General features: G+C 66.3%; 18 protein-coding genes. 14 read left to right on the forward strand and 4 right to left on the reverse strand.

Features of this window, described 5'->3' with window-relative positions:
- Window positions 1-6: 6 nt before the first annotated feature.
- Both ACVI1L_RS26015 and ACVI1L_RS26020 read left to right on the forward strand, forming a co-directional pair.
- Entirely contained in the window at window positions 7-2,046 is a 2,040-nt protein-coding gene (locus tag ACVI1L_RS26015) for a hydantoinase/oxoprolinase family protein (RefSeq protein ID WP_456784230.1), read from the forward strand.
- A gap of 347 nt (window positions 2,047-2,393) precedes the next feature.
- Window positions 2,394-3,629 carry an ABC transporter substrate-binding protein gene (locus tag ACVI1L_RS26020; RefSeq protein WP_456784231.1) on the forward strand — a complete coding sequence of 412 codons (1,236 nt, stop codon included), beginning with the start codon at window positions 2,394-2,396 and terminating at the stop codon, window positions 3,627-3,629.
- Between the two features lie 193 nt (window positions 3,630-3,822).
- Here the strand turns inward: ACVI1L_RS26020 and ACVI1L_RS26025 are convergent, their stop codons facing one another.
- Both ACVI1L_RS26025 and ACVI1L_RS26030 read right to left on the reverse strand, forming a co-directional pair.
- The gene (locus tag ACVI1L_RS26025) at window positions 3,823-5,037 is read right to left on the reverse strand and encodes a mandelate racemase/muconate lactonizing enzyme family protein (protein WP_076824326.1); all 1,215 of its coding nucleotides are present in this window, start codon (window positions 5,035-5,037) and stop codon (window positions 3,823-3,825) included.
- 238 nt (window positions 5,038-5,275) lie between these two features.
- Window positions 5,276-6,538, reverse strand: a complete 1,263-nt coding sequence (locus tag ACVI1L_RS26030) for an amidohydrolase family protein (RefSeq protein ID WP_057015160.1) — start codon at window positions 6,536-6,538, stop codon at window positions 5,276-5,278.
- Window positions 6,539-6,693: 155 nt separating this feature from the next.
- Here ACVI1L_RS26030 and ACVI1L_RS26035 point away from each other — a divergent pair, with 155 nt between their 5' ends.
- Window positions 6,694-7,113, forward strand: a complete 420-nt coding sequence (locus ACVI1L_RS26035) for a nuclear transport factor 2 family protein (RefSeq protein WP_057015148.1) — start codon at window positions 6,694-6,696, stop codon at window positions 7,111-7,113.
- Window positions 7,114-7,275: 162 nt separating this feature from the next.
- On the opposite strand, the gene ACVI1L_RS26040 is transcribed toward ACVI1L_RS26035, so the two are convergent.
- Entirely contained in the window at window positions 7,276-8,034 is a 759-nt protein-coding gene (locus ACVI1L_RS26040) for a GntR family transcriptional regulator (RefSeq protein WP_225163303.1), read from the reverse strand.
- 201 nt (window positions 8,035-8,235) lie between these two features.
- Between ACVI1L_RS26040 and ACVI1L_RS26045 the strand changes: the two genes are divergently transcribed.
- The 11 genes from ACVI1L_RS26045 to ACVI1L_RS26095 all read left to right on the forward strand — a co-directional run bounded on the left by ACVI1L_RS26045 (window position 8,236) and on the right by ACVI1L_RS26095 (window position 23,989).
- A complete protein-coding gene (locus tag ACVI1L_RS26045; protein WP_456784232.1) occupies window positions 8,236-9,090 on the forward strand; it encodes an ABC transporter ATP-binding protein in 855 nt (284 codons plus the stop codon).
- A 2-nt stretch (window positions 9,091-9,092) separates the two neighbouring features.
- Window positions 9,093-9,869 carry an ABC transporter permease gene (locus tag ACVI1L_RS26050; RefSeq protein ID WP_050425957.1) on the forward strand — a complete coding sequence of 259 codons (777 nt, stop codon included), beginning with the start codon at window positions 9,093-9,095 and terminating at the stop codon, window positions 9,867-9,869.
- 44 nt (window positions 9,870-9,913) lie between these two features.
- Window positions 9,914-10,939, forward strand: coding sequence for an ABC transporter substrate-binding protein (locus ACVI1L_RS26055; protein ID WP_057015162.1), 1,026 nt, complete (start codon window positions 9,914-9,916; stop codon window positions 10,937-10,939).
- A gap of 139 nt (window positions 10,940-11,078) precedes the next feature.
- Window positions 11,079-12,515 carry an amidohydrolase family protein gene (locus ACVI1L_RS26060; RefSeq protein ID WP_456784233.1) on the forward strand — a complete coding sequence of 479 codons (1,437 nt, stop codon included), beginning with the start codon at window positions 11,079-11,081 and terminating at the stop codon, window positions 12,513-12,515.
- Between the two features lie 173 nt (window positions 12,516-12,688).
- Window positions 12,689-15,121, forward strand: coding sequence for a CaiB/BaiF CoA transferase family protein (locus ACVI1L_RS26065; RefSeq protein ID WP_456784234.1), 2,433 nt, complete (start codon window positions 12,689-12,691; stop codon window positions 15,119-15,121).
- Window positions 15,121-16,197: an ABC transporter ATP-binding protein gene (locus tag ACVI1L_RS26070; RefSeq protein ID WP_057015151.1), complete on the forward strand. Its 1,077-nt coding sequence runs from the start codon at window positions 15,121-15,123 to the stop codon at window positions 16,195-16,197. The genes ACVI1L_RS26065 and ACVI1L_RS26070 overlap by 1 nt, the downstream gene beginning before the upstream one ends.
- On the forward strand, window positions 16,194-17,219 hold the full coding sequence (locus ACVI1L_RS26075; protein WP_456784235.1) for an ABC transporter ATP-binding protein: 1,026 nt from the start codon (window positions 16,194-16,196) through the stop codon (window positions 17,217-17,219). Before ACVI1L_RS26070 ends, ACVI1L_RS26075 begins: the two co-directional genes overlap by 4 nt.
- Window positions 17,216-18,763: an ABC transporter substrate-binding protein gene (locus tag ACVI1L_RS26080; protein WP_057015153.1), complete on the forward strand. Its 1,548-nt coding sequence runs from the start codon at window positions 17,216-17,218 to the stop codon at window positions 18,761-18,763. Before ACVI1L_RS26075 ends, ACVI1L_RS26080 begins: the two co-directional genes overlap by 4 nt.
- Window positions 18,764-18,766: 3 nt before the next feature.
- Entirely contained in the window at window positions 18,767-19,723 is a 957-nt protein-coding gene (locus ACVI1L_RS26085) for an ABC transporter permease (protein WP_057015154.1), read from the forward strand.
- Complete coding sequence (locus ACVI1L_RS26090) at window positions 19,720-20,604, forward strand: ABC transporter permease (RefSeq protein WP_028343670.1); 885 nt, start codon at window positions 19,720-19,722, stop codon at window positions 20,602-20,604. Before ACVI1L_RS26085 ends, ACVI1L_RS26090 begins: the two co-directional genes overlap by 4 nt.
- 82 nt (window positions 20,605-20,686) lie before the next feature.
- Window positions 20,687-23,989 (forward strand): carboxyl transferase domain-containing protein, encoded by a 3,303-nt coding sequence (locus ACVI1L_RS26095; RefSeq protein ID WP_456784236.1) that lies wholly within the window; start codon window positions 20,687-20,689, stop codon window positions 23,987-23,989.
- A 197-nt stretch (window positions 23,990-24,186) separates the two neighbouring features.
- Here the strand turns inward: ACVI1L_RS26095 and ACVI1L_RS26100 are convergent, their stop codons facing one another.
- A complete protein-coding gene (locus ACVI1L_RS26100) occupies window positions 24,187-25,821 on the reverse strand; it encodes a flavin-containing monooxygenase (RefSeq protein WP_456784237.1) in 1,635 nt (544 codons plus the stop codon).
- Window positions 25,822-25,866: the final 45 nt, after the last annotated feature.

Consider the following 25,866-nt stretch of genomic DNA (forward strand, 5'->3'; position numbering starts at 1 on the left):
GCAGCGATGTATACGATTGGGGTCGACGTCGGCGGCACTTACACCGACCTGGTTGCGACGGATCAAAGCGGGCGCACCGTGTTCGCGAAATCGCCGTCCACGCCGGCCGATCAGTCGATCGGCGTGATGGCGGGACTGGAAGAGCTGGCGCGCCGCCTCGGCGTGACGCGCGCGGCGATGCTCGCCGCGACCGATCGCCTGGTGCACGGCACGACGGTTGCGACCAATGCGCTGCTCGAGCGCAAGGGCGCCAAAGTTGCGCTGCTGACCACCGAAGGTCATCGCGACGTCGTCGAGATGCGCGAGGGGTTGAAGCCGGACCGCTACGATCTGCGCACGCCGCCGCCCGAGCCGCTGGTGCCGCGCGAGCGCCGCTTTGGCGCGCGCGAGCGGCTGAAGGCCGACGGCAGCGCTGCGGTTGCGCTCGATGCCGCCGCGCTCGGCGACGTCATCGCGGAAGTGAAACGTTCGGGTGCGAATTCCGTCGCGGTCTGCTTTCTGCATGCCTATCTCAACCCGGCGCATGAGCTTGCCGCCGTCGAGCAGCTGGCGAAGGAGCTGCCCGACGTCAGCGTGTCGCGCTCGAGCGACGTACTGCCGCAGATCAAGGAATATGAGCGTGTCTCGACCACAATCGTGAACGCTTATGTCGCGCCGACGGTGCGGCGCTATCTCACCAATCTGGAGCGCAGCCTCGCGGAAGCCGGTTTCAAGGGCTCGCTGTTCGTCGTGCTGTCGCATGGCGGCATGGCGCCGGTGAAGGAAGCCTCGCGGCTCGCCGCGGGCACGGTGCTATCGGGGCCGGCCGGGGGCATCTCCGGCAGCCGCCGCTGCGCCGAGATGCTCGGGATCCCCGATCTCGTGCCGTTCGACATGGGCGGCACCTCGACCGACATCTCGCTGATCGCAGATGGCCAGGCCTCGCTGTCGGCGGATGGCATGCTCGCCGGCCAGCGCATCGCGCTGCGCAGCCTCGACATCGCCAGCATCGCCGCCGGCGGCGGCTCGATCGCGAGCGTCGACGGCGGCCGCACGCTGCGGGTCGGGCCGGAGAGCGCGGGCTCGGTGCCGGGCCCGGCCTGCTACGGCAATGGCGGCACGGCTGCCACCGTCACCGATGCCAATGTCGTGCTCGGTTATCTCGACGCCGCCGCCTTCATGGGCGGCGCGCGGCCGCTCGACCGTGCGGCGTCGGAAGCCGCGGTGGACCGGATCGCCGCAGCGCTCGAGCTGTCGCGGATCGAGGCCGCCGCCGGCATCTACAAGATGATCAATCTGAAGATGGCCGACGGCATCCGCCTGATGACCTTGCGCCGCGGCGTCGATCCGCGCAAATTCGCGCTGCTCAGCTTCGGCGGCGCCGCCGGCATGCACGCCGCCGAGGTCGCGCGCGAGCTCGAGATCAAGCGCATCATCGTGCCGACGGTCGCCTCTGTGCTTTCGGCCTGGGGCATGCTGACCAGCGATCTGCGCTACGAGGTCAGCCGCACCCATTACGGCACCGGCCGGATTTCCGCCGACGAGGTTCGCGCCTTGTTCGCCGGGCTGGAAGAGCAGGCGGCGGGGCGGCTGCGCGACTGGTTCAAGGGCGATATCGGCATCGAGCGCTCGGCCGAGATGCGCTACGGCGAGCAGGTGTTCGAGATCGACGTGCCGCTCGGCGAGCTCGATCTCGGCGCCGCCGACCTGGTGGCGCAGATCGAGGAACGCTTCCATCGCCGCCACGAGGAGCTCTACACCTATGCCTCGCGCGGGCAGGAGGTGGTGTTCGTCAACGCCCGCGTTGCCGCCGTCGGCAAGGTGGCGCGCGGCAGCAGTGATGCCGGAAAGGCCAGCTCGGCTGCGCCCTGCGCGCCGCGCGGCAAGCGGCAGGCCTGGTTCGGTGCCTGGCGCGAGGTGCCGGTCTACGCGCTCGACGATCTCGGGCCGGGCCAAGCGCTGGCCGGTCCCGCGATCATTGAGGCCGAAACCACGACCGTCCTGGTCGACAGCGGCGACCGCGTCGCGGTCAACCCGCTGGGCTGGCTCGATATAATATTGCGCTGATCGTCAAGTCGGAACTGCACTCCCTCTCCCGCTTGCGGGCAGGGATATCGCATGTGCGCTCGATCCCTCCACAGACTCGTCATGCCCGGCCTTGTGCCGGGCATCCACGTCTTGGTTTCCGCGCGAAAAAGACGTGGATGGCCGGGACAAGCCCGGCCATGACGATGTGGAAATAGCGCCGCCAAGCTTTTCGCTGCCATATGCGATTGCCCTGCGCTTGCGGGGGAGGTGAAAGAAGGCCTGCCTCCGCCATCAACATTTCATTTTTCCGGCATTGGCTTGGGCGATAAACTCCGCTCGCTCGGGAGGAGCGCCGGCCTGGTGCCGGCGCGTTTGTGGCGATGTTGATGCAAACAGAAAGACAAACTGCGCTTTCGATATCCCTCGTCCTCACAGCTGTCCTCGCGGCGGCGCCGTTGCGCGCGCAGCAGGCGCAGACGGCGGCGGCCGGCAACGAGATCCGCATCGGCAACGTCATGCCCTATACCGGGCCGCTCGCCGCGTTCGCGACCATCGGGCGGGCGGAGGCGGCCTATTTCGACATGGTCAACGAGCATGGCGGCATCAACGGCCGCAAGGTCAGGTTCGTCTCGGTCGATGACAGCTCCAATCCGAAGATCGCGATGGAGCAGACCCGCGATCTCGTCGAGAAGCAGGATGTGCTGTTGATGTTCGGCTCGTTCGGCACGCCGAGCAACCTCGCGGTCCGGAAGTACCTCAACGAGAACAAGGTCCCGCAGCTGTTCGTCGCTTCCGGCGACGAGGCGTGGGCGCATCCTGCGACCTTTCCCTGGACCATGGGCTGGCAGCCGACCTTCCGCGCCGAGGGGCGGATCTACGCCAATTACATCCAGGCCGCCTATCCCTCGCGCAAGATCGCGGTGCTCTGGCAGAACGACCAGTTCGGCCGCGACCTGTTCAAGGGATTGCAGGAGGGGCTCGGCGACACCGCCGGCATGATCGTCGCCGATCTCGCCTTCGATGCATCGGAGACCGCGATCCAGAACCAGATCGGAATTTTGAAGAACTCCGGCGCCGATATCCTGGTGTTCGACGGCGCGCCGGCGATCGCGGCACGCGCGATCCGCGTTGCGGCCGACCTCGACTGGCATCCGGTATTCATCCTCGACAATGCGTCGGCCTCGATCGCCAGCGCCTTGCGGCCGGCGGGCCTGCAGAACTCGCTCGGCGTGATCTCGACCTCGTTCCTCAAGGATGCCGGCGATGCCTCCTGGAAGGACGATCCGCAGATCAAGGCGTGGCTCGCCTTCATGGACAAGTATTATCCCGACGGCGATAAGGACGACATCTACGCCGTGTTCGGCTACGCCGCCGCCGATACGCTGATGCAGGTGCTGCGCCAGTGCGGCGACGATCTGTCGCGCGAGAACATCATGCGGCAGGCCGCGTCGCTGAAGGATTACCAGAGCCCGATCGCGCTGCCCGGGATCGTGATCAACACCGGACCGAAGGACTTCCGCCCGATCAAGCAGATGCGGCTGGTGCAGTTCGACGGCAATGCCTGGCAGCCGATCGGCGACGTGATCGACAGCGCGTTCACGGCGGTGCGCGAGGATAATTGAGGGCCGTTGAGTTGGGTCATGCGTCGTCCCGGCCTAGTGCGCAATTGCGCAGGGGGGGGCCGGGACTCATTACCCCAACTGCGCATTGTTTTGCTCTGCTGGGGCGATAATCCCTTACACACCAGGCAGCGGTGGTTATGGGTCCCGGCCTTCGCCGGGACGACGATGGGGTGTGGGCCGGCGCAACAAACGCCTACTTCTTCAATCCATAATTCAGCAGCCCGCCCTTGTTCTTCGGCGGGTGCGCGCGCAGGCCTTCCTCGTTCGGCTCGGTGCCCCAGCCCGGGCGATCCGGGATCACCAGATGGCCGTCGACGAATTCAGGCACGTGGGTGAACAGCTCGTGGTCCCAGGCCAGGCGATCGATGTCCGTCTCCATGATGCGCAGGTTCGGCACCGCGGCGCAGAAATGCGCGTTCATCATGGTGCAGAGGTGGCCGTAGAAATTATGCGGCGCGACGTTGACCTCGAAATGCTCGGCGGCGGCGGCGACCTTCATCGACTGCCAGACCCCGTTCCACGGCGTGTCGATGATCGCGACGTCCATCGCCTGCTCGGTGAAATAGGGCAGGAACTCGCGCAGGCCGAGCAGCGTCTCGCAGGATGAGATCGGGTGCGGGCTCTGGCGGCGGATGTAGCCGAGCGCCTGCGGGTTGAAGGTGTCGATCTCGACCCAGAACATGTCCATCTTCTCGATCGCGCGCAGGATCTTGAGATAGCCCTCGGTCTTGGCGTTGAAGTTGAGGTCGAGCAGGAGATCGACATCCGGCCCCGCGCCGTCGCGGATCGCCTCCAGGTGCATGCAGAGATTGCGCAGCACGGTGCGGTCGATATTGATCTCGGGCTGGAACGGCGAACCGAAGCCGGGGCGCCAGCCTTGCGGCTTGCCGTCGGTATAGACGAAGATGTTGGTCTTCATCGCCGTGAATTTCTTCTCGCGCACTTCGGCCCCGATCGCCTTGACGCCGTCGAGATCGGTGATCGCCGGCTTGTACCAGTCGGGATGATTGATGCGCCAGGTCGCGCAATGCGACCAGTAGACCCGCACGCGGTCGCGGATCTTGCCGCCGAGCAGGTCGTAGCAGGGCACGCCGAGCGCCTTGGCCTTGACGTCGAGCAGCGCGTTCTCGATCGCCCCGAGCGCCAGCGCCACCACGCCGCCGGCGGCAGGGCGCGTCGCGGCGAACAGCTCGACATGGATCCGCTCGTGCTCGAACGCGTTCTTGCCGACCACCCGCGCCGACAGCCGCTCGATCGCCGCCGTCACGCCGGGCGCGCCGAAGCCCTCGTCATATTCGCTCCAGCCGACCAGCCCGTCCGTCGTCGTCACCTTGACGAAGTGATAATTCCGCCAGCCGGCATCGCAGGCGAGCGTCTCGACGCTTTTGATTGTGGTGGATTTGCTCATGGTTTCCTGCCCGGTTGTTTGTTGCTGTTGGCGGGATACCAACAACGGATCGGCGGACGCGTCAATTCGCGCCAGGGCAAGGCGACAATGCGTATTGGCAAGGCGGCACTCGCCTCTTCGTTCACCGTCACCCTGAGGAGCGCGCTCTTGCGCGCGTCTCGAAGTGTCGACGGGCCGGCTCTCTCCGTGTGGATCTCACGGGGCCGTGCATCCTTCGAGGCTCGCAAGAGCTCGCGCCTCAGGGTGACGGGACAAACATCTCGGTGTCAGGCCGGAACAGCGTCGGCCGCTGCCGTTCGAAGGTCTTGCGGCCGTGCTTGAAGCCCATCAGCACGTCGGGCAGCTCGGCGATGGCGTTGGTTCCGCTGTCGGTATCGAGCACGACGATGTCGGCGGGATTGCCGACCGTGATGCCGTAATCCTTCAGGTTCATCAGCCGCGCCGGCAGATCGGTGACGAGATCGAGGCAGGCGTCGAACTCGCCGATCCCGGCATGCGCCGCATTGGCGTAGAGATTGGCCATCCGCAGCAGCGAAGCATCGCCGAACGGCGTGAAGGGATTTTGCACATTGTTGGTCGCGACCGAGCACAGCACGCCATCGGCGACGAGCCGGTGCGCGGCGGTCAGCCCACGCGGCGCGTTGTGGGTGGCGTCGCGGCCCATCAGATAGAGATCGGTCGCCGGCAGCACGGTGACCGCGACACCGGCCTCGGCGAGCCGAGCGCCGGCTTTCTTCAACCGATCAGGCGGCAGCGCGGAGAGTTTGGTGGCGTGCCCGATCGCGACGCGCCCATGATAGTTGCGCCGCTCGGTCTGCCGGCAGACCTCCTCCATGTGCCACCAGGAGGGATCGAGGTCGAAATCGAGATGGAGGTCGACATCGACGTCGAACTCCTGCGCGAGGTCGAAGATGCGCGCGATATGCGCGTTCGGATCGCTGTCGACATAGGGGCAGCCGCCGACCGCCTCGGCACCGTCGTTGAGCGCCGCGACCAAGAGCTCGTCGGCGCCGGGATCGTTGGTCAGGCCCTCTTGCGGAAAGGCGCAGAGCGAGAGGTCGAGCGCCCAGGCATAGTCGCGTTTCAAGGCCTTGACCGCCTCGAAGCCGCGCAGCCCGATCCTCGGGTCGATCTCGACATGCGTCCGCATCCGCGTGGTGCCCGCCGTGATTGCGCGCTCGATCACTTTTGAGCCGCGCGCATGGACATCCTCGATCGTGAAGTCGCGCTTCATCGCCGATACCGCGCGGATCGCCTCGCCGAGGCTGGCGTGATCGTGGCCGCAGCGGCCGAGCAGGCAGGCCTTGTCGAGATGGATATGGGTGTCGACGAAGCCGGGCAACGCCAGCCGGCCGTTGAGGTCGACTTCGACCGCCTCGCACACGAGGCGCGGCGCGATCGCGGCGATCCTGCCGCCGGCGATGCCGATATCGACCGCGGCGGCAGAGCTGCGCGTCACGGCATTGCGGAAGACGAGGTCGAAGGCAGGTTTCGCGATCATCGGCGAGGGAAACATCAGGGTGGTCTGAGCCTAGCGGAACGGCCAGGATCCGGCAGCACCAGATTGTGTGCAGTTTTATGGTTCGATTGTCTAAAAAATATGCATACACTTTGATGACCAGATTGTAGAGTCCTGATTATCCCCGGAGACCCGCCATGTCCGCACCCGCCAAAGCCGATGCCCGCCCGATGTCCGATGCCGAGATCGTCGAGGCCTATTTGACGGCGTCGATGATCCCCGATCCGGATGCGGCTGCGGCCTATATGAAGCCGGGCACGGTGATCACCTTCACCGGCGGGCGCAAATTCGACCATCCGCGCGGGCCGACCGGCTTCAACGCGAAGCGCTATCGCTGGGTGAAGAAGAAGATGGACCGCTTCGATGTCTGCCCCGGCACGGACGAGACCGTCGTCTATAGCGTCGGCACGCTCTACGGCGAATGGACCGACGGCACGCCGTTCGAAGGCAACCGTTATGTCGATCGCTTCGTGGTGCGGGGCGGGCAGATCGTCAAGATGGACGTTTGGAACGACAGCGCCGAGTGGATTTTGATGCAGCGGGGGATCGAGGCGTAGGAAGCGGTGCCACTTCTCCCTCGCCCCGCTCTTGCGGGGAGAGGGTCGGGGTGAGGGGCTGCATCCGCGAGTATCGGCCGCGGATAGACCTGTACCCCCTCACCCGGATCGCATCTGCGATGCGATCCGACATCTCCCCGCAGGCGGGGCGAGGTAAGAGCATCAGCGCCGCGCCGCCTTCGGCAGCTTCACCACCTTTTCGCCGGTTGCCTCGTCGGCATAGGGGGCCAGAATATCCAGCAGATCGCGGCCGCGCTGCGGGCTCGGCGCGACCAGCGCACGGGTCGCCACGGAATCCAGATGGCTGTGCATCAGCCCCATCACCTTGTCGACGTCGCCTTTCGCCAGCGCGGCGATGATCGCGCGGTGCTCGTTGATCGCGCATTCCGACGAATGCGGCCGGCTGTACAGCGACAGCGTCAGGCAGCAGCGGTACGCGACCTCGCTGACATAGCGCACCAGGATCGGGCTGTTCGTCATGTGGGCGAGCAGGATGTGGAATTCGGTGGCGAGCCGGATCGACACCGCGTCGGTGCCGTCGCGGGCGCGATCCTCGGCGTCGACATGGGCATTCAGCTCGGCGATCTGCGCCTTGGTCAGCTTGCCCGCGAGCTGCCGCACCACCAGCCGCTCGAGCTCGATGCGAATATCGAAGGCATCGCGCGCCTCCTGCCAGCTCGGCGTCGCCACCACGGCGATGCGGTTGCGGCGCAGCTCGACCAGGCCTTCGGCCGCCAATTGACCGAGCGCATGCCGTGCGATGGTGCGGCTGACGCCGAAGCGCTCGCCGAGCGAATCCTCGGGCAGCTTGGCGCCGGGCTCCAGCGCCTGCTCGATGATCGCGCGCCGCAGCGCGCGGCAGATCACGCTGACCTTGTCTGACGATTCAGCCGTCTTGCTGCTGTCGGCGCGCCCCGCCATTGCCGCGAATCCTTCTCGAAGGTGCTTCGAACACCTCTTTATCATACCGCCAGAGCAATCGGGCGCTCGAATTGCATGCAGTTTGAGCCGCGGATTGCCCAAAAGGAATCCGGCCTTTGAGGCGCGGAACGCGCGATCTCCTTGATTTTCAACGCTACGGCCGCTGGCATCCGGCTTGCATGCACTTTGCTCGTGATGCGCATGCAACCAAACTCCGAATTTGCCGGCGAGCCGATGGCCGCCGGATCCGCGCCGACCGCGATCGAGCTGTCGGACGCCTCCGTGACCTTCGGCCGCGGCGCCCGCGCCGTGCCGGCACTGTCGACAACCACGCTGCGGATCGCCGACGGCGAGTTCGTCGCGCTGGTCGGCCCGTCCGGCTGCGGCAAGTCCACCATCCTGCGGCTGGTTTCCGGCCTGGCGCGGCCGACCACCGGCGTCGTCATCGTCGGCGGCCGCGAGGTCGCGGCGCGCGCGGTGCGGGTCGGCATGGCGTTCCAGAACCCGACCATGCTGCCGTGGATGACGATCGAAAAGAACATCATGCTGCCGCTGAAGATCGTCGAGCCGTTCCGCTCGCAGTTCCGCAAGCTGCGCAAGACCGAGTTCCGCGACAAGGCCAATGCGTTGCTCGAGCAGGTCGGGCTGAAGGGGTTCGGCGGCCGCTATCCGTGGCAGCTCTCCGGCGGCATGTTCCAGCGCGCCAATCTGTGCCGCGCGCTGATCCACGAGCCGCGCATGCTGCTGCTCGACGAGCCGTTCGGCGCGCTCGACCAGTTCACCCGCGAGGAGCTGTGGGGAATCCTTCAGCAGCTCTGGATGACCCACAGGCCGACCGTGCTGCTGGTCACCCATGATCTGCGCGAGGCCGGCTTCCTCGCCAGCCGTATCTGCGTGATGAGCGCGCGGCCCGGCCGCATCCTCGACGACTCCAGGGTCGACTTCGCCCGTCCGCGCACCGTGGCGATGACCTTTGAGCCCGACTTCGTCGCGCTCAACCAGAAGCTCCGCGCCTTCATCGTCGATGCGCGCAGCGCGGCGCGCGAGGGAGCCTGACCATGTCCGTGTCAGACATCAGGCAGAAGGCCTGGTCCGCCGCCCTGATCGTGCTGTTCTTCGTCGCCTGGGAATTGTTCTGCCTGATGACGGGGATGTCGGACCTCGTGTTGCCGCGGCCGTCGCAAATCTTCGTCACGCTGTTCGAGAAATTCCCGATCCTGTGGCCGCACATCGTGCAGACCCTGGTCACCACCATGATCGGCTTCGTGCTCGGCGTGGCGCTCGGCGTCGCGCTCGGTGCCGTGATCGGGGTGTCAAAAACCGCCTACGACACCTGTTATCCGCTGCTGGTCGGCTTCTCGTCGATCCCCAAGGTCGCCGTGGTGCCGATCTTCGTGCTGTGGTTCGGCTCCGGCACCGTGCCGGCGGTGTTGACCTCGCTGTCGATCTGCTTCTTCCCGATCGTCGTCAACATCGCCACCGGCCTTGCCACCACCGAGCCCGAGCTTGAGGACGTGCTGAAGGCGCTCGGCGCCAGCAAGTTCGACATCCTCTGGAACGTCGGCCTGCCGAGGACGATGCCGTTCTTCTTCGCCTCGCTGAAGGTCGCGGTCTCCTACGCCTTCGTCGGCGCGGTGCTGTCGGAAACCGTCGCCTCAAACCGCGGCATCGGCAACGTCATGATGACCGCGTCCTCCAATTTCAACGTGCCGCTGGTGTTCGCCGGGCTGTTCGTGCTCGCCGGTCTCGGCGTCGCGCTCTACGTCCTGTTCTCGCTGATCGAGGGCCAGGTCACCGGCTGGGCGACACGCAAGGACAATGTCATCGCCACTTGAGACACTTCGTCGACCGTCAAGCAATGAAGCTTAAGGAGATCTCGATGCTGAGAAAAGTAAGCGCCGCGCTGTTGGGATTGGCCCTGGTCGCCGGTCCCGCGCGCGCCGAGGACACCACCATCAAGTTCACGCTGGGCTGGAAGACGCAAGGCTCGGACGCCGCGTTCTTCTACGCCAAGGACAACGGCTACTTCAAGGAAGAGGGCCTCAACGTCGTGATCGACCAGGGCGAAGGCTCCGGCGCGACCGTGACGCGCATCATGTCGGGCGCCTATGACGCCGGCTTCGGCGACGTCAATGCGATCATCCAGAACGCCGCGACCAAGCCGCAGGATGCGCCGGTCATGGTCTACATGATGTGGAACCAGCCGCCATTCGCGATCGTCGCCAAGAACTCGAGCGGCATCAAGACGATCAAGGATTTCGAGGGCCACACGCTCGGCGGCGCGCAGGGGACGCCGACCACGCGGCTGTTGCCGGTGTTCGTGCACAAGAACGGGCTCGATGGCGAGAAGATCAAGGTCTCCAACATGGCGCCGAACCTGCAGGAGCCGATGCTGATCAAGGGCGACATCGACGCCGCGCTGGTGTTCAATATCACGAGCTATTTCAACCTGGTGCTGAACCGCCAGGACCCCGACAAGGACTTCAAATGGTTCTCGTTCGGCGATTACGGGCTCGACCTCTATTCCAACGGCGTGATGGTCTCGCGCAAGCTGATCGCCTCGAACCCGAAGGCGGTGGCCGGTCTGGTGCGCGCCATCAACAAGGGCGCGGTCGCGGTCGCCAAGGACCAGAACGCGGCCATGAAGGCGGCGCTGAACTATGACAATCTGATCAATGTCGATGTCGAGAAGCGCCGGCTGCAATATTCCTTCGAGAAGCTGATCGTCTCGCCGGAGATGAAGGACATCGGCATCGGCGACGTCAAGGACGACCGCATGGCGCGCGCCATCGGCTTCATCGTCGAAGGCTACCAGCTCACCCGCACGCCGGCCCCGGCCGAAGTGTTTTCGCGGGAATTCCTGCCGCCGCGCGCGGAGCGGGAGCTGGTGTATACGGCGAATTGACGCAGTTCGTCATTGCGAGGAGCGAAGCGGCGAAGCAATCCATCTTTCCGCATGCGGGGGCATGGATTGCTTCGCGGAGCCTGTCATTCGGCGGCGCTTCGCGCCGACCGGGTGGCTCGCAATGACGGCGGAGGGACCGATGGACGTCACGGCAACCCGTCTGTTCTGCGGTTCTGACCACGACATCCGCAACGACGTCGTGCTCCGTCACGACGGCGGCGTCATCACCGATATTTCCGAAGCCGCGCGCCCGGCGACAGGCCCGCGTTCCCTTGTCCTTCCCGCCTTCGTCGACGCCCACGACCACGCCCGCCCGCGCGCCTCGAGCTTCGGCGCGGTCGGCATGCCGCTGGAGAGCTGGATCCTGCGCACGGTGGTCGGCACGCCGGTCGATCCCTATCTCACCGCGGCCTCGGCGTTTGCCCGCGCGGCGCAGGCCGGCTGCGCGGCAATGATGGTGCACTACACCCGCCCGAGTGGCACCATGCCGCTCGTCGATGAAGCCAGGGCGATCGCTCGCGCCGCCGGCGATGTCGGCATCCGCATCGCCTTTGCGATCGCGGTGCGCGACCAGAACCCGATCGTCTATGGCGACAGCAAACCGGTGCTGTCAGACCTTCCGGCCGACGACCGCAAGACGATCGAGCAGCTGTTCGTGCGGGCCCCGATGTCGCCAAAAGCGTATATCGAGCTGACCGACGCGATCGCGGCTGCGATCGGCGGGCCGAAGGTTGATGTGCAGCTTGGGCCGGCCGGGGTGCAGTGGTGCTCGAAGCCGCTGCTGGAGGCGGTCGCGGAGAACTCGGCGCGGACCGGCCGCCGCATCCACGTGCATCTGCTCGAGACCACCTACCAGCGCACCTGGGCCGACCAGCATTTTCCCGGCGGCATCGTGCGCTATCTCCGCGATATCGGCTTCCTCTCGGAGCGGCTGACGCTCGCGCATTGCATCCACGCGCGGCCCGACGAGCTCGAGATGATCGCGGCGTCGGGCGCACGCATCGTCACCAATTTTTCCTCCAACCTGCATCTGCGCTCGGGGCTCGCGCCGATCGCCGCGGCGCACGCCTGCGGTTGCGGAATTGCCGTCGGCGTCGATGGCCTGGCGCTCGATGAGGATGACGACGTGCTGCGCGAGATGCGGCTGGTGCAGATGATGCACGGTGGTCTCGGCTTCAAACGTACATGGACTGCTCAGGAATTCTTCACGCTCGCGATCCGCAACGGCCGCCGCGCCACCGGCGCGCCGGGCACCGGCGAGCTCGCGGTCGGTGCGCCGGCCGATTTCGTCAGCATCGATCTCGATCGCCTCGAGGGTGATCAGATTCTCGATGCCGATCCGCTCGACCTCTTGTTCGCGCGCGGCAATGCGTCGCTGATCTCAGAGCTTGTGGTCGATGGTCGCACTGTCGCCAGGGCCGGCCGGTGCCTCGGTGTTGATCTTCCCGCCATTGAGCAGGAACTGCGCGGCATCACCCGCACGAGCGCGGCCACATACGCGCATGTCTTGCGCGCATGGCCGCGATTGTCGAACTCAGTGCAACACTGGTTCGAAGCGCAGCTCACCTGCAATTAGCTGCACAATCTTCGCTTCGCGCTGAGCAGCAGCTTCGGTCAAACGCTCGATAATTCCGTCAAGCGGAAGAAAATTCCACTTGCATCACACTCGTCGCGCGGCTTCAAGTTCACCCAACAAGAAGACTGAATCAGTCGCTGTCACCGGCTGGTCATGTGTCGCGAGGAAGCCTGATGGGCGCGTTATCGCATCTGCGGATTGTCGAGATCGGAAGTGCTGCGGCGACGAGCTATTGCGCGCGGCTGTTTGCCGATTTCGGCGCCGATGTGCAGAAGGTCGAGCCGCGGCACGGCGATCCGCTTCGCCGCACCGCGCCGCTGACGCCCAAAGGCCGGAGCGCGTGGTTTGCGTTCCTCAACTTCAACAAGTCGAGTGTCGTGCTCGACACGCGCGATGCGGGTGCGGTATCGCGCTTGCGGGAGCTGATTGCCGGCTGCGACATCCTGCTCGACGGGCGCGGCATCGCTGCGGCGGATTGTCCCGAGATCGATCTCGACGCGATCAGGCGGGACCATCCCGGCCTGATCCATCTCGACCTCGCCTGGTTCGGCGATCGCGGTCCCTACGCCAATTTCGCGGCGACGGACTCCACGATCCGCGCGCTGACCGGACTGGTGAAGCTGGTCGGTCCGGAGCAGGGGCCGCCGATGCATGCGCCGGATTTCCAGACCGGCATTCTGGGCGGGCTGTGGAGCTTCATCGCGGCCGCTTCGTCGGTGCTCGGCCGCATGCACGATGGGCGCGGGCGCGAAAACCATCTCAGCCTGTTCGAGGCCTCTATCGCCGTCACCGAATACATCATGTTCGAGGCATTCCAGCGCGGCGACATCATGCGGCGGATCGGCGTCAACCGGTTCTGGCCGACCTTTCCGGTCGGCATCTACGAGACCAAGCAGGGCTGGCTCGGCGTCACCACGGTGACCCCGGCGCAGTGGCGCGCGTTCTGCGAGATGCTCGGGCTCAACGAGCTGCGCGACGATCCGACACTGGTCATGGGGGTCGACCGGCTGCGCCATGTCGCCGAGATCGAAGCCAAGATCCTGCCGAAGCTGAAGCAGCGCACCGCGCAGGAATGGTTCGCCGAAGGGCTCAAGCGCAAGATTCCGATCGTGCCGGTGCCGGAGGTCGCGGATCTCATCGCCGATGAGGAGAAGCGTGCGCGTGGCGCCATCGTCCCGATCACCATCGGTGACGAGACCGGCTTTTCCGCCGGCACGATGCAGCGGCTGACCGCAACGCCGCCGCTGCGCGGCGGCCGGGTGCCTGATCTCGGCGAGCAGCAGGCGAGGCGCGAGGCTGCGCCGCGCGTGCCGGCGCCCAAGCCCGCTGCAACCGATCGCTTGCCGCTCGAGGGCATCCGCGTCGTCGACTTTTCGATGGGCTGGGCCGGGCCGATCTGCACCCGCACGCTCGCCGATCTCGGCGCCGACGTCATCAAGATCGAGGCGACCCAGTATCCGGACTGGTGGCGCGGCGTCGACCGCCGTCCGGCCTATGTGCTGGAGCAGATGTACGAGAAGTCGGTGCGCTACTGCATCATGAACCGCAACAAGCGCGGCATCACGCTCGATCTGACCCGGTCGAAGGGGCTTGAATTGGCCAAGCGCCTGCTCGCCGATGCCGACCTCGTGGTCGACAATTATTCGGTCGAGGTGCTGCCCAAGCTCGGCCTCGGCTACGACGTGCTCAGCAAGATCAATCCCAAGCTGGTGATGATGTCGATGTCGGCGTTCGGTGCCGGCAGCGTGCATCGCGACTGCCGCGCTTACGGCTCGACGCTGGAGCAGGGCTCCGGCCTGCCCAGCGTGGTCGGCGATCCCGATGGTCCGCCGGTCATGAGCCATACCGCGTTCGGCGACGCCGTCGGCGGGCTCAACGGCGCCGCCGCGGTGCTGACCGCGCTGATCCACGCCAAACTGACGGGACAGGGGCAGTTCATCGATCTCGCCCAGATCGAATGCATGATGCCGTTCGCCGCGCCCTGGATCGTGGCGCATTCGACCAGTTGCGAGCCGCCGACCAAATACGGCAACCGCCATCCCGATTTCGTGCCGCATGGCTGCTTTCGCTGCGCCGGAGAAGACAACTGGATCGTCGTCGCGGTGTCCGACGATGCGATGTGGCCAAAGCTCACCCGGCTGCTCGGCCGCGAGGATTGGACAGCGGACGCGGCACTCAAGACGGCCACGGGCCGCCGCGCTATCGAGGGCGAGATCGAGGCTGCGATCACGGCCTGGACCGCGGCGCGCGATGCCGATGCGGCGATGACCGCGCTGCAATCTGCCGGCGTTGCCTCCGGCGTGGCGCGGCTGCCGATCGATCTCCTGGAGGATCCGCAGCTCCACGCGCGCGGCTTCATCCAGCATGTCGACCGCGCGTTCATCGGACGACATCCGCAGCCATCGATGCCGTTTCGCGAGAGCGATGCGCCGTTCGCGATCCGCTCGGTGCCGCCGACGCTCGGCGAGCACAACCGCGAGATCCTCGGCGGCATGCTCGGGCTTTCCGACGCCGAGCTCGATGAACTCGCCCGCGATGGCATCATCGGCACCGAGATGCTGATGGAGGAGCAACTGGTGAAAGAAAAGAAGCGGGCGGCGGGCTGATGGACGCAGGCCAGCCGGCACAGCGCAGGGCGGAGGGTGCGCGCGACGGCGCGCCGCCGCTATTGTCCGTGCGCGGGCTCGGCATCCGCTTCAAGACCGGGCAGGGCGTCTGGCAGGCGACGCGCCGCGTCGACTTCGACATCGCGCCCGGCGAGCGCGTCGGCATCGTCGGCGAGAGCGGCTGCGGCAAGACCATCACCGGCCTGTCGATCCTGCGGCTGTTGCCAGGCAATTTTGCCGGCCTCGACGGCAAGATCCTGTTCGACGGCGTCGATCTCGCTTCCTGCAGCGCGCGGCAGATGCGCGCGATCCGGGGCAAGCGCATCGCGATGATCTTCCAGGAGCCGATGAGCGCGCTCGACCCGGTCTTCACCGTCGGCCACCAGATCGCCGAGACGCTGCGCGTCCATACCGACGTTTCCCATGAGGAGGCGCGCGCCAAAACGCTGGAGATGCTCCGCCGCGTCGGCATCGCCTCGCCCGAGCGGCGGATCGACGACTATCCGCACCAGCTGTCCGGTGGCATGCGCCAACGCGTGATGATCGCGGCGAGTTTGATCTGCGGGCCGCAGCTTCTGATCGCGGACGAGCCGACCACCGCGCTCGACGTCACCGTGCAGGCGCAGATCCTCGAGCTGCTGCGCGACATCAGCGAGACCTCGAAGACCGCGCTGATGCTGATCACCCACGATCTCGGCGTCGTCGCCGAGACCTGCACGCGGATGATCACGATGTATGCCGGCGAGGTGATCGAGGACGCCACGGTCGACGAGGCGCTGGTGCGGCCGCTGCATCCCTACACGTCCGGACTGTTGCGCTCGCTGCCGCATTTGAGCCCGCGCCACGGCCGGCTGCCGTCGATCCCGGGCCGGGTGCCGTCGATCGCGGAGATGCCGAATGGCTGCCGCTTCCGGGCCCGCTGCGCGTATGCGGTGAAGGGTTGCGAGGCCGAGCAGAAGCTGCAGGACGCCGGCGGCGGCAGAAGAGTGCGCTGCTGGCGCTTTGCCGAGCTCAATCTGCCGGGCGCGCTGCATCCGCCCGGCGCATCGGCCGCTGCGAAGGTCGCGACGCAATGACCACAGCCGATGCCGAGCCGCGCCGCGACGCCATCGTTTCGGTGCGCGACCTTCAGGTCCGCTTCCAGACCTCGGACCGCCGCGCCACCGTGAAGGCGGTCGACGGCGTCAATTTCGACGTCCGCCGCGGCGAGACCTTCGGCATCATCGGGGAGTCCGGTTCGGGCAAGACCACGATCGGCCGCGCGCTGGTGTTCCTGCTCAATCCCAGCGCCGGCGCCATCCTGCATGACGGCATCGATCCAACGGCGCTGCCACGCCGGGAGTTTCAAAACCATCGCCGCGACTACCAGATCATCTTCCAGGACCCGAACGCCGCGCTCAATCCGCGCATGACCATTCTGGCCTCGGTGCTGGAGCCGCTGGAGCTCGCGCGTGTCGGCAGCCGTGCCGAGCGCGAGCGGCAGGCGCGGGAGGCGCTGGAGCGCGTCGGCCTGCCGCAGGAGTTCGGTGCGCGCTACCCGCATCAGCTGTCCGGCGGCCAGAAGCAGCGCGTCGTGATCGCCCGCGCGCTGACGCTCAAACCCAAACTGATCGTCTGCGACGAGGTGGTGGCCGCGCTCGACATGTCGATCCGCGGCGACGTGCTCAATCTGTTTGCCGATCTGCAGCGCGACCTCGGGCTGACCTACGTCTTCATCACCCATGATCTCGCCGTGGTCTCGCATATCAGCGAGCGCGTCGCGGTGATGTATCTCGGCCAGTTCGTCGAGCTCGGGCCGACCGAGGAGGTCGCCGAGCGCCCGCTGCATCCCTACACGATCGCGCTGCTGTCAGCCGAGCCGCGGCCGCTGCCATCCACGATGCGGCAGGAGAGCCGCATCGTCCTGCAGGGCGAGGTGCCGAGCCCGATCGATCCGCCCTCGGGCTGCCGCTTCCGTACCCGCTGCCCGCACGCGCAGCCGCTCTGCACCGACCGCGTGCCGGAGTGGCGCGAGCTGAAGCCCGATCACTGGGTGGCCTGCCATTTCGCCGACCGCCTGAATTTTTCGCCGAACTCACAACCGGAGACGACGCCATGACAATGACGACACGACGCGAGGCCATGGCGCTGATCTCGGGCGCATTGGCCAGCACCACGCTCAGCGGCCGTGCGTTTGCGGAAGGCGCGCCGAAGAAGGGCGGCACCTTGCGCATCTCGGCGCCGGCCAATCCGTCGAGCCTCGATCCGGCGACCGGCGGCGCCGGCTCCGACCACGCCTTCCTGTTCACGATGTACGATACGTTGACCGAATGGGAATTCGACACGCTGAAGCCGAAGCCCGGCCTTGCCGAAAGCTGGAAGTTCACCGACCCCACCACGCTGGTGCTCAACATCCGCGCCGGCGTCACCTTCCATGACGGCACGCCGCTCGATGCGGAAGCGGTCAAGTTCAATCTCGAGCGCAACCGCAGCGATGCGAAGTCGAACATCAAGGCCGACCTGCTCTCCGTCGCCGCGGTCGAGGTCACTGGCCCGCAGCAGGTGACGTTGAAGCTGAAGACACCCGATACCGCGCTGCCCGGGATTCTCTCCGACCGCGCGGGCATGATGGTGTCGCCGACGGCGCTGAAGGCGGCCGAGGGCGGCGTCGTGACGCGCAAGCCGGTCGGCGCCGGCGCCTATTCGTTCGTCAGCTGGGCCGACGGCGAGAAGATCGTGGTCAAGCGCAACGAGAAATACTGGAAGCCGGAGCGGCCGCTTCCTGACGCCATCGAGATCTCGATCATTCCCGAGCTCACCACCGGCGCCCGCTCGGTCACCGCCGGGCAGAACGATCTGATCTACCAGCTGCCGCCGCGGCAGAAGGTGATCATCGAGCGCGCCTCGAGCGTCAAGGTGGTGCATGGCCCGACGCTGTACGTGCTTCAGATCTTCCTCAACTGGGCCAAGCCGCCGTTCGACAATCTCAAGGTCCGTCAGGCGCTCAACTTCGCGATCGATCGCGAGTCCTTCGTCAAGGCCGCGCTCGCAGGTCTTGCGGAGCCCGCCTACATGAACCTGCCGAAGGCGCATTGGGCATACGACGCGGAGGTCGCAAAACTCTATCCTTATGATCCCGACCGAGCGCGCAAGCTGCTCGCCGAGGCCGGCTTCAAGGAGGGTACCCAGATCGAGCTCGGCGGCTATCCGGACCAGGATTCGGTGCAGCGTCAGGAGATCCTGATCGAGCAATTGCGCAAGGCCGGCATCGGTGTGCGCTTCGTCAACGCCCCGATCGCGGAAGCTTCCGCGGCCTTCTTCGGTCCGGAGAAGAAGGGGGCAGGGCTGCTCTCGGCCTGGACCGGCCGGCCCGACCCGAGCCTGACCTATTCGCTGATGTTCACCAAGGACGCCTATTACAATGGCGGCCGCGCGCCGGTGCCGGCCGAGCTCGAGGCCGCGATCAAGGAATCGCGCGCCTCGGAGGACATCGACACCAGGCGCAAGGCGTTTTCCACCGTGCAGCGGCTGGTGATGGAGAACGCCTTTGTCGCGCCGCTGGCGTTCCAGTTCGAGCTGGTCGCCATGAACAAGAAGGTGCAGGGCTATCGGCCGAACCTGCTTGGCAAGCCGAAATACGACGACGTCTGGCTCGGGAGTTAGGCGATGGCGCGGCGGTCACCGGTCAAGGTCGTCGGCAGCCGCCTCGTGCAGGCGCTGCCGGTGATCCTGCTCGCGACCTTCATGGTGTTCGCGCTACTCAAGCTGGTGCCCGGCGACATCGCCGTGACGCTGGCGGGCGACAACGCGACCGACGCGCGGATCACCGAGATCAGGAAGATCTACGGCCTCGACCGCCCGTTCCTGGTGCAATACGGCGCCTGGCTCGGCAATGTCGCGCAAGGCGATCTCTCGCAATCGCTATTGACCGGCGAGAAGGTCGCGGACTCGATCGGGCGCGCGTTTCCGAACACGCTGCTGATCGTCGTGATCGCGCTGGCGCTGGCGCTGGTCACCGGCATCCCGATGGGCGTGATGGCCGCGATCAAGCCGAACGGCTGGATCGACAAGCTGATCAGCATGCTGGCGTCGCTCGGCGTCGCGGTGCCCGGCTTCTGGCTCGCGATGATCCTGGTGGCGGAATTCTCGCTGAAGCTGAACTGGCTGCCGGCGACCGGCGCAAAATCCTTCAGCGCCTCGCCGGTCGATGCGATCAGGCATGCGCTACTGCCTGGCATCGCGATCGCGGCCTACGGTATGGCCGAGGTCGCGCGCCAGCTGCGCGGGGCGCTGCTGGAGGTGCTGTCATCGCAATATGTCCGCACGCTGCATGCCAAGGGGCTGTCGATGTCCCGCATCCTCTGGCAGCACGGCCTGAAGAATGTCGGCGTCAATCTGCTCACCATCATCAGCCTTTTGGTCAACCGCATGCTGGCGGCAACCGTGGTGATCGAGGCGGTGTTCGCTATTCCCGGCCTGGGCAGCCTGATCGTGCGCGGCGCGATCCAGCGCGATTTCCCGATCGTGCAGGGCGTCGTCTTCACCATGGTGGTGGTTGTGATCGCGGTGAACCTGATCACCGATTTGCTCTGCGCCGCGGTCGATCCGAGGATCGAGCAATGACCGAGGTGGCGCTCGCTCCCCTGAAGGCACCGGCGCGGCCGACGCGGCTACGGCGCTTTGCGCGCTGGCTCGCCGGCGACCTCCGCGCCGCGCTGTCGATCCTGGTGCTCGTGGTGCTCGTCGTCGTCGCGATCGGCGCGCCCTGGATCGCGCCCTATGCGCCAACCGCGCAGGACGTCAACAACATGCTGGCGCCGCCGGGGCCGGCCCATCTGCTCGGCACCGACGATCTCGGCCGCGACATCTTCTCCCGCTTGATCTACGGCGCGCCGGCCACCGTCTATGCTAGCCTGCTTGCGGTCGGCGTCGCGGTCCTGATCGGGCTGCCGGTCGGCCTGATCGCCGGCTATTTCGGCGGCTGGATCGACGACATCATCAGCCGCATCATCGACACCTTCCTGTCGTTCCCCGCCATCGTGCTGGCGATCGCCGTCACCGGCGCGCTCGGCATCGGGCTGACCAACGGCATGATCGCGGTCGGCATCACGATGTTTCCGGCGCTGGCGCGCATCGTCCGCGCCCGCACGCTGATCGTGCGGCAGGAGCTCTATGTCGACGCCTCCAGAGGCTTCGGCGCGCCGACATGGCATGTGCTGTGGCGGCACGTGCTGCCGAACACGCTGCAGCCGGTCATCGTGCAAGTGACGCTCTTGCTCGCCGCTGCCCTCTTGGCCGAAGCCAGCCTGTCGTTCCTCGGCCTCGGCATCCAGCCGCCGGACCCGAGCTGGGGCGCCATGCTGGCGCGCGCCTATCAATACATGGAAATCGCCCCGGAGCAGATGTATGCGCCGGGCCTTGCCATTCTCGTCGTCTCCCTGGCGTTCAATGCGCTCGGGGAATCCTTGCGTGTCGTGCTCGATCCGACCATGAAGGATCGCTGACTGTGAGACGTCGGCCGGTCGCGCACGATTTCTTCACCTCTCCCCGCAGGCGGGGCGAGGTAGCAAACTTACGGAACCGATCATGTCCTTCAAGAAATTGCTGATTGCCAACCGCGGTGAGATCGCGATCCGGATTGCCCGTGCCGCTGCCGACAGCGGCCTCGCCACGGTCGCGATCTATCCCGCCGATGATGCCGCCTCTCTGCATGTCCGCGCCGCCGACGAGGCGCGCGAGATTCCCGGCCGCGGCGCGCGGGCCTATCTCGACATCGAGGCGGTGGTTGCGGCGGCCAAGGCCGCGGGCTGCGACGCGTTGCATCCAGGCTACGGCTTCCTCAGCGAGAACACCCAATTGGCGCGGCGCTGTGCCGAGGACAAGATCACCTTCGTCGGCCCGTCGCCAGAGGCGCTCGATCTGTTCGGCGACAAGGCCAAGGCAAAGGCGCTGGCGAAAAAATGCGGCGTCCCGATCATTGCCGGCACATCAGGCGCGACCAGTCTCGACGAGGCAAAGGCGTTCTTCGCCGCGCTCGGCGCCGGCGCCGCCGTGATGATCAAGGCGATCGCCGGCGGCGGTGGGCGCGGCATGCGGGTGGTCGAGGATGCCGCCAAGCTCGACGAGGCCTATGCGCGCTGCCAGTCGGAGGCCAAAGCGGCGTTCGGCAGCGATGCCGTTTATGTCGAACGGCTGATCCGCAAGGCCCGCCATATCGAGGTGCAGATCATCGGCGACCGTTACGGCGCCATCAGCCATCTCTGGGAGCGCGAATGCACCATCCAGCGCCGCAACCAGAAGCTCATCGAGGTGGCGCCGAGCCCGTCGCTGAGCGAGGGAATGCGCGCGCGCATCATCGAGGCGGCGAAGCAGCTTGCCACGGCTGCGCGCTACGACAACCTCGGCACCTTCGAATTCCTGGTCGATGACGAAGCCGGCGAAGGTGAGGGTGCCTTCGCCTTCATCGAGGCCAATCCGCGACTGCAGGTCGAGCACACCGTCACCGAGGAGGTGCTCGGCGTCGACCTCGTGCGCGCGCAGCTCGCGGTCGCCGCCGGCGCCACGCTCGCTTCGCTTGGGCTGGCGCAGGCCACCGTGCCGCTGCCGCGCGGCTATGCGATGCAGCTTCGCGTCAACATGGAGGTGATGGACGAGAAGGGCATCACAAAGCCAACCGGCGGCACGCTCAGTGTGTTCGACCTGCCGTCCGGCCCCGGCGTTCGCGTCGATACGTTCGGCTATTCCGGTTACCGGACCTCTGCCGCGTTCGACTCGCTGCTGGCAAAAGTCATCGTGCATTCGCCGAGCCCAAAGTGGACCGACGTGGTGCACAAGGCATCGCGCGCCTTGCGCGAATTTCGGATCGGCGGCGTCGCCACCAACATCCCGTTCCTCGGCGCCATCCTGGCGCACCAGAGCTTTGGCCGGAACAAGATCAGCACCAATTTCATCGACACCCATGTTGCGGCGCTGGTCGGCGCGGCGCAGGATCTCGCCGCACCATTGATCGAGGTGAGCGAGGCGGCTGCGACCAAGGCCGTTGCTGTCGAAGCCGCCCCCGAGGGATCGCTCCCGGTGCCCGCGCCGCTGCAGGGCACGATCGTGGCGATCGAGGTCGCGGAGGGCGATCTGGTTCGGCCCGGCCAGCAGATCGCGGTGCTGGAATCGATGAAGATGGAGCATCTCGTCACCGCACCACATGGCGGCCGGGTGACCAGGATCGCGGGCGGCATCGGTGTCACCCTGATGCATGGCGAGCCGATCCTGTTCCTCGAGCCTGCCGAGGTCGACGGCCATCACGCGGCGGAAGAGGCCGCGATCGATCTCGATCACATCCGGCCTGACCTCGCCGAGCTGATCGCGCGTAAGGCGATCACACTGGACGAGAACCGCCCGGCCTCGGTCGAGCGCCGCCGCAAGACCAACCAGCGCACCGCGCGCGAGAACATCGCGCAGCTGGTCGATGAGGGCTCGTTCGTCGAATACGGGTCGCTCGCGATCGCGGCGCAGCGCCGCCGCCGCAAGGTCGAGGATCTCATCAAGAACACGCCGGCCGACGGCCTGATATCAGGCGTCGCCACCGTCAACGCCAAGGATTTCGGCGCCGACGGCGCGCGCTGCATGGTGATCTCGTACGACTACACCGTGCTCGCCGGCACCCAGGGCCATATGAACCACAAGAAGATCGACCGCATGCTCGGCCTCGCCGAGCAGTGGCGCATGCCGCTGGTGTTCTATGCCGAGGGCGGCGGCGGGCGTCCCGGCGATACCGACCGGCTTGGCATGACCGGCCTCGACGGCCCGTCCTTCGTGCAGTTCGCAAAACTCTCCGGACTGGTGCCCGTGGTCGGCGTGGTCTCCGGCTATTGCTTCGCCGGCAATGCCGCGATGCTCGGCGTCTGCGATGTCATCATCGCCACTCGGAATGCGTCGATCGGCATGGGCGGTCCGGCGATGATCGAGGGCGGCGGGCTCGGCGTCTACCATCCGGCCGAGGTCGGCCCGGTCTCCTTCCAGTCGCCGAACGGCGTGATCGACATCCTGGTCGAGGACGAGGCCGAGGCGACCACGGTGGCACAGAAATATCTGTCCTACTTCCAGGGCGCGGTGCAGGACTGGAAGGCGCCGGACCAGCGGCTGCTGCGCCGTGCGATCCCGGAAAATCGCCTGCGGGTCTACGACATCCGCAACGTGATCGACCTGATCGCCGACGAAGGCTCGGTGCTGGAGATCCGGCGCGATTTCGGCGTCGGCATGATCACCGCCTTCATCCGCATCGAGGGCAAGCCGTTCGGCCTGATCGCCAACAATCCAAAGCATCTCGGCGGCGCGATCGACGCACCTGCCGGCGACAAGGCCGCGCGCTTCATGCAGCTGTGCGACGCCTTCGACATCCCGATCGTCTCGCTCTGCGACACGCCGGGCTTCATGGTCGGCCCCGAGGCCGAGAAGACCGCGATCGTGCGCCATGTCGCGCGGATGTTCGTCACCGGCGCCAGCATCACGGTGCCGCTGTTCGGCGTCGTGCTGCGCAAGGGCTATGGCTTAGGGGCGCAATCGATGATCGGCGGCGGCTTCCACGCCTCGTTCTTCACGGTGGCGTGGCCGACCGGCGAGTTCGGCGGCATGGGCCTCGAAGGCTATGTCCGCCTCGGCTTCCGCAAGGAGATGGAGGCGATCGAGGACCCGGTCGAGCGCGAGAAGTATTTCCAGACCAAGGTCGCCGAGCTCTACGCCAACGGCAAGGCGGTCTCGATCGCCTCGGTGCTCGAGATCGACGAGGTGATCGATCCCGCCGACACCCGGCACTGGATCATGGCCGGCCTGCGCTCGGTGCCGAAAGCTGAGCCGCGGACCCACCGCAAGCGGCCGTGCATCGATGCGTGGTAGGGTGGCGTAGGGCGAGTCAGATCGTGCATCAAACTCGGTGTCGTCCCGGCGAAGGCCGGGACCCATAACCACCGATGGTCATTGTTGCACGGTGCTGGGGCCATAGCCTCCTTCAACAACCCAACCCTGTGGTTATGGGTCCGGCTTTCGCCGGGACGACGGCGGCGGTGGGCGGGCGTCTCGCGTCATTGAGAGAGTTACCCCAACCGCAACTCCGCATACCCCTTCGCCGCCACCTCGTCGCATCGCGCGCGATATGCCGGGGCGCTGCCGCTGTAGCGGGCGACGATGCGGGTTTGCTTGCCCTCGACGTTGCGGTTGATGCCGGTCATCCAGGAATCGACCTCGTTGGACAGCAGGCCGACGCCGAGCGCCTTGACATGCTCGGTCCAGTCGGCGGTGCCTTCGGGCGTGGCGTCGAGGAAGGTCAGGTCTCTCTCCTGCGCAAAGCGGATCAGCCCGGTGACCCAGTCCACGCTGTATTCGATGCTGCGCGGGATGTTGCCGAGCGCGGTGTGCGGGCCCATCAGCATCATCATGTTGGGGAAGCCGTCGACCATCAGCCCGAGATAGGTTTCCGGGCCGTGCGTCCATTTCTCCTTCAGCCGCGCACCGTGCGCGCCGCGAAAATCGATCTTGTCGAAGCTGCCGGTGATGGCATCGAAGCCGGTGGCGTAGATGATGATGTCGAAGGCGTAGTCCTTGTCGCTGGTGCGGATGCCCTCGGGCGTGATCCGCTCGATCGGCGTCTCCTTGATATCGACCAGCTCGACATTGTCGCGGTTGTAGACCTCGTAATAGAAGGTCTCGAGCGGCAGCCGCCGCGTGCCGAAGCCGTGGTTCTTCGGGATCAGCATCTCGGCGACCGCCTGGTTCTTCACGCGCTGACGGATCTTGCGCGCGACGAAATCGCTGATCGTGGCATTCGCCGCGCGGTCGATCAGGATGTCCTTGAAGTTGCCCTGCCAGATGCCGAAGCCGCGCTCGCCATAGAGCTTCTCGTAGAACGCCTCGCGCTCCGCCTCGCTCACCTCGAATGCGCCGCGCGGATCGGGCGTATGCACGAAGCAGGCGAAGGTCTCCTTGCAGCGCGCGAAGATCTCGGGATAGCCGGCCTTGATCCTGGCTTGCGTCTCGGCGTCGATCCTGCCGTTGTGCAGCGGCGCCGCCCAATTGGCGGTGCGCTGGAACACGGTGAGATGCCCGACCTCGCCGGCGATGGTCTGGATGGTCTGGATGCCGGTTGCGCCGGTGCCGATCACGGCGACGCGCTTGCCGGTGAAATCCACCTTTTCCTTCGGCCAGCGCGCGGTGTGGAACGATTGGCCCCTGAAATCGTCGCGGCCCTCGATGCGCGGCAGGGTCGGCGTCGACAACGGGCCGATCGCGGTGATCAGGAAGCGGCAGGAGTGCTGCGCGCCGCTTTCGAGCGTGATCCGCCAGCTTCGCGTGGCGTCCTGGTAGATCGCTGATGTGACGCGGCTCTCGAACTGGATGTCGCGGCGCAGGTCGAACTTGTCGGCGACATAGTTGCAGTAGCGCAAGGTCTCGGGCTGGCCGGCGAAATGCTCCGACCATTCCCATTCCTCGAGCAGCTCCTTCGAGAACGAGTAGCCATAGGAATAGCTCTCGGAATCGAAACGCGCTCCGGGATAGCGGTTCCAGTACCACGTGCCGCCGACGCCGGTGCCGGCCTCGAACACGCGCGCGCTGAGACCAAGCTCGCGCAGCCGGTGGAGCTGGTACATGCCGGACAGGCCGGCGCCGATGATGATGACGTCGTAGTCCAGCGCAGCCGTCTGGGCGGTGTTGTCCTGGCGCAATTCGGCCACCTGTCGTTGCTCCCCGATGGATTGATTGCCCGCAAGGCTAACCGG

This window comes from Bradyrhizobium sp. USDA 4516, assembly GCF_054055915.1.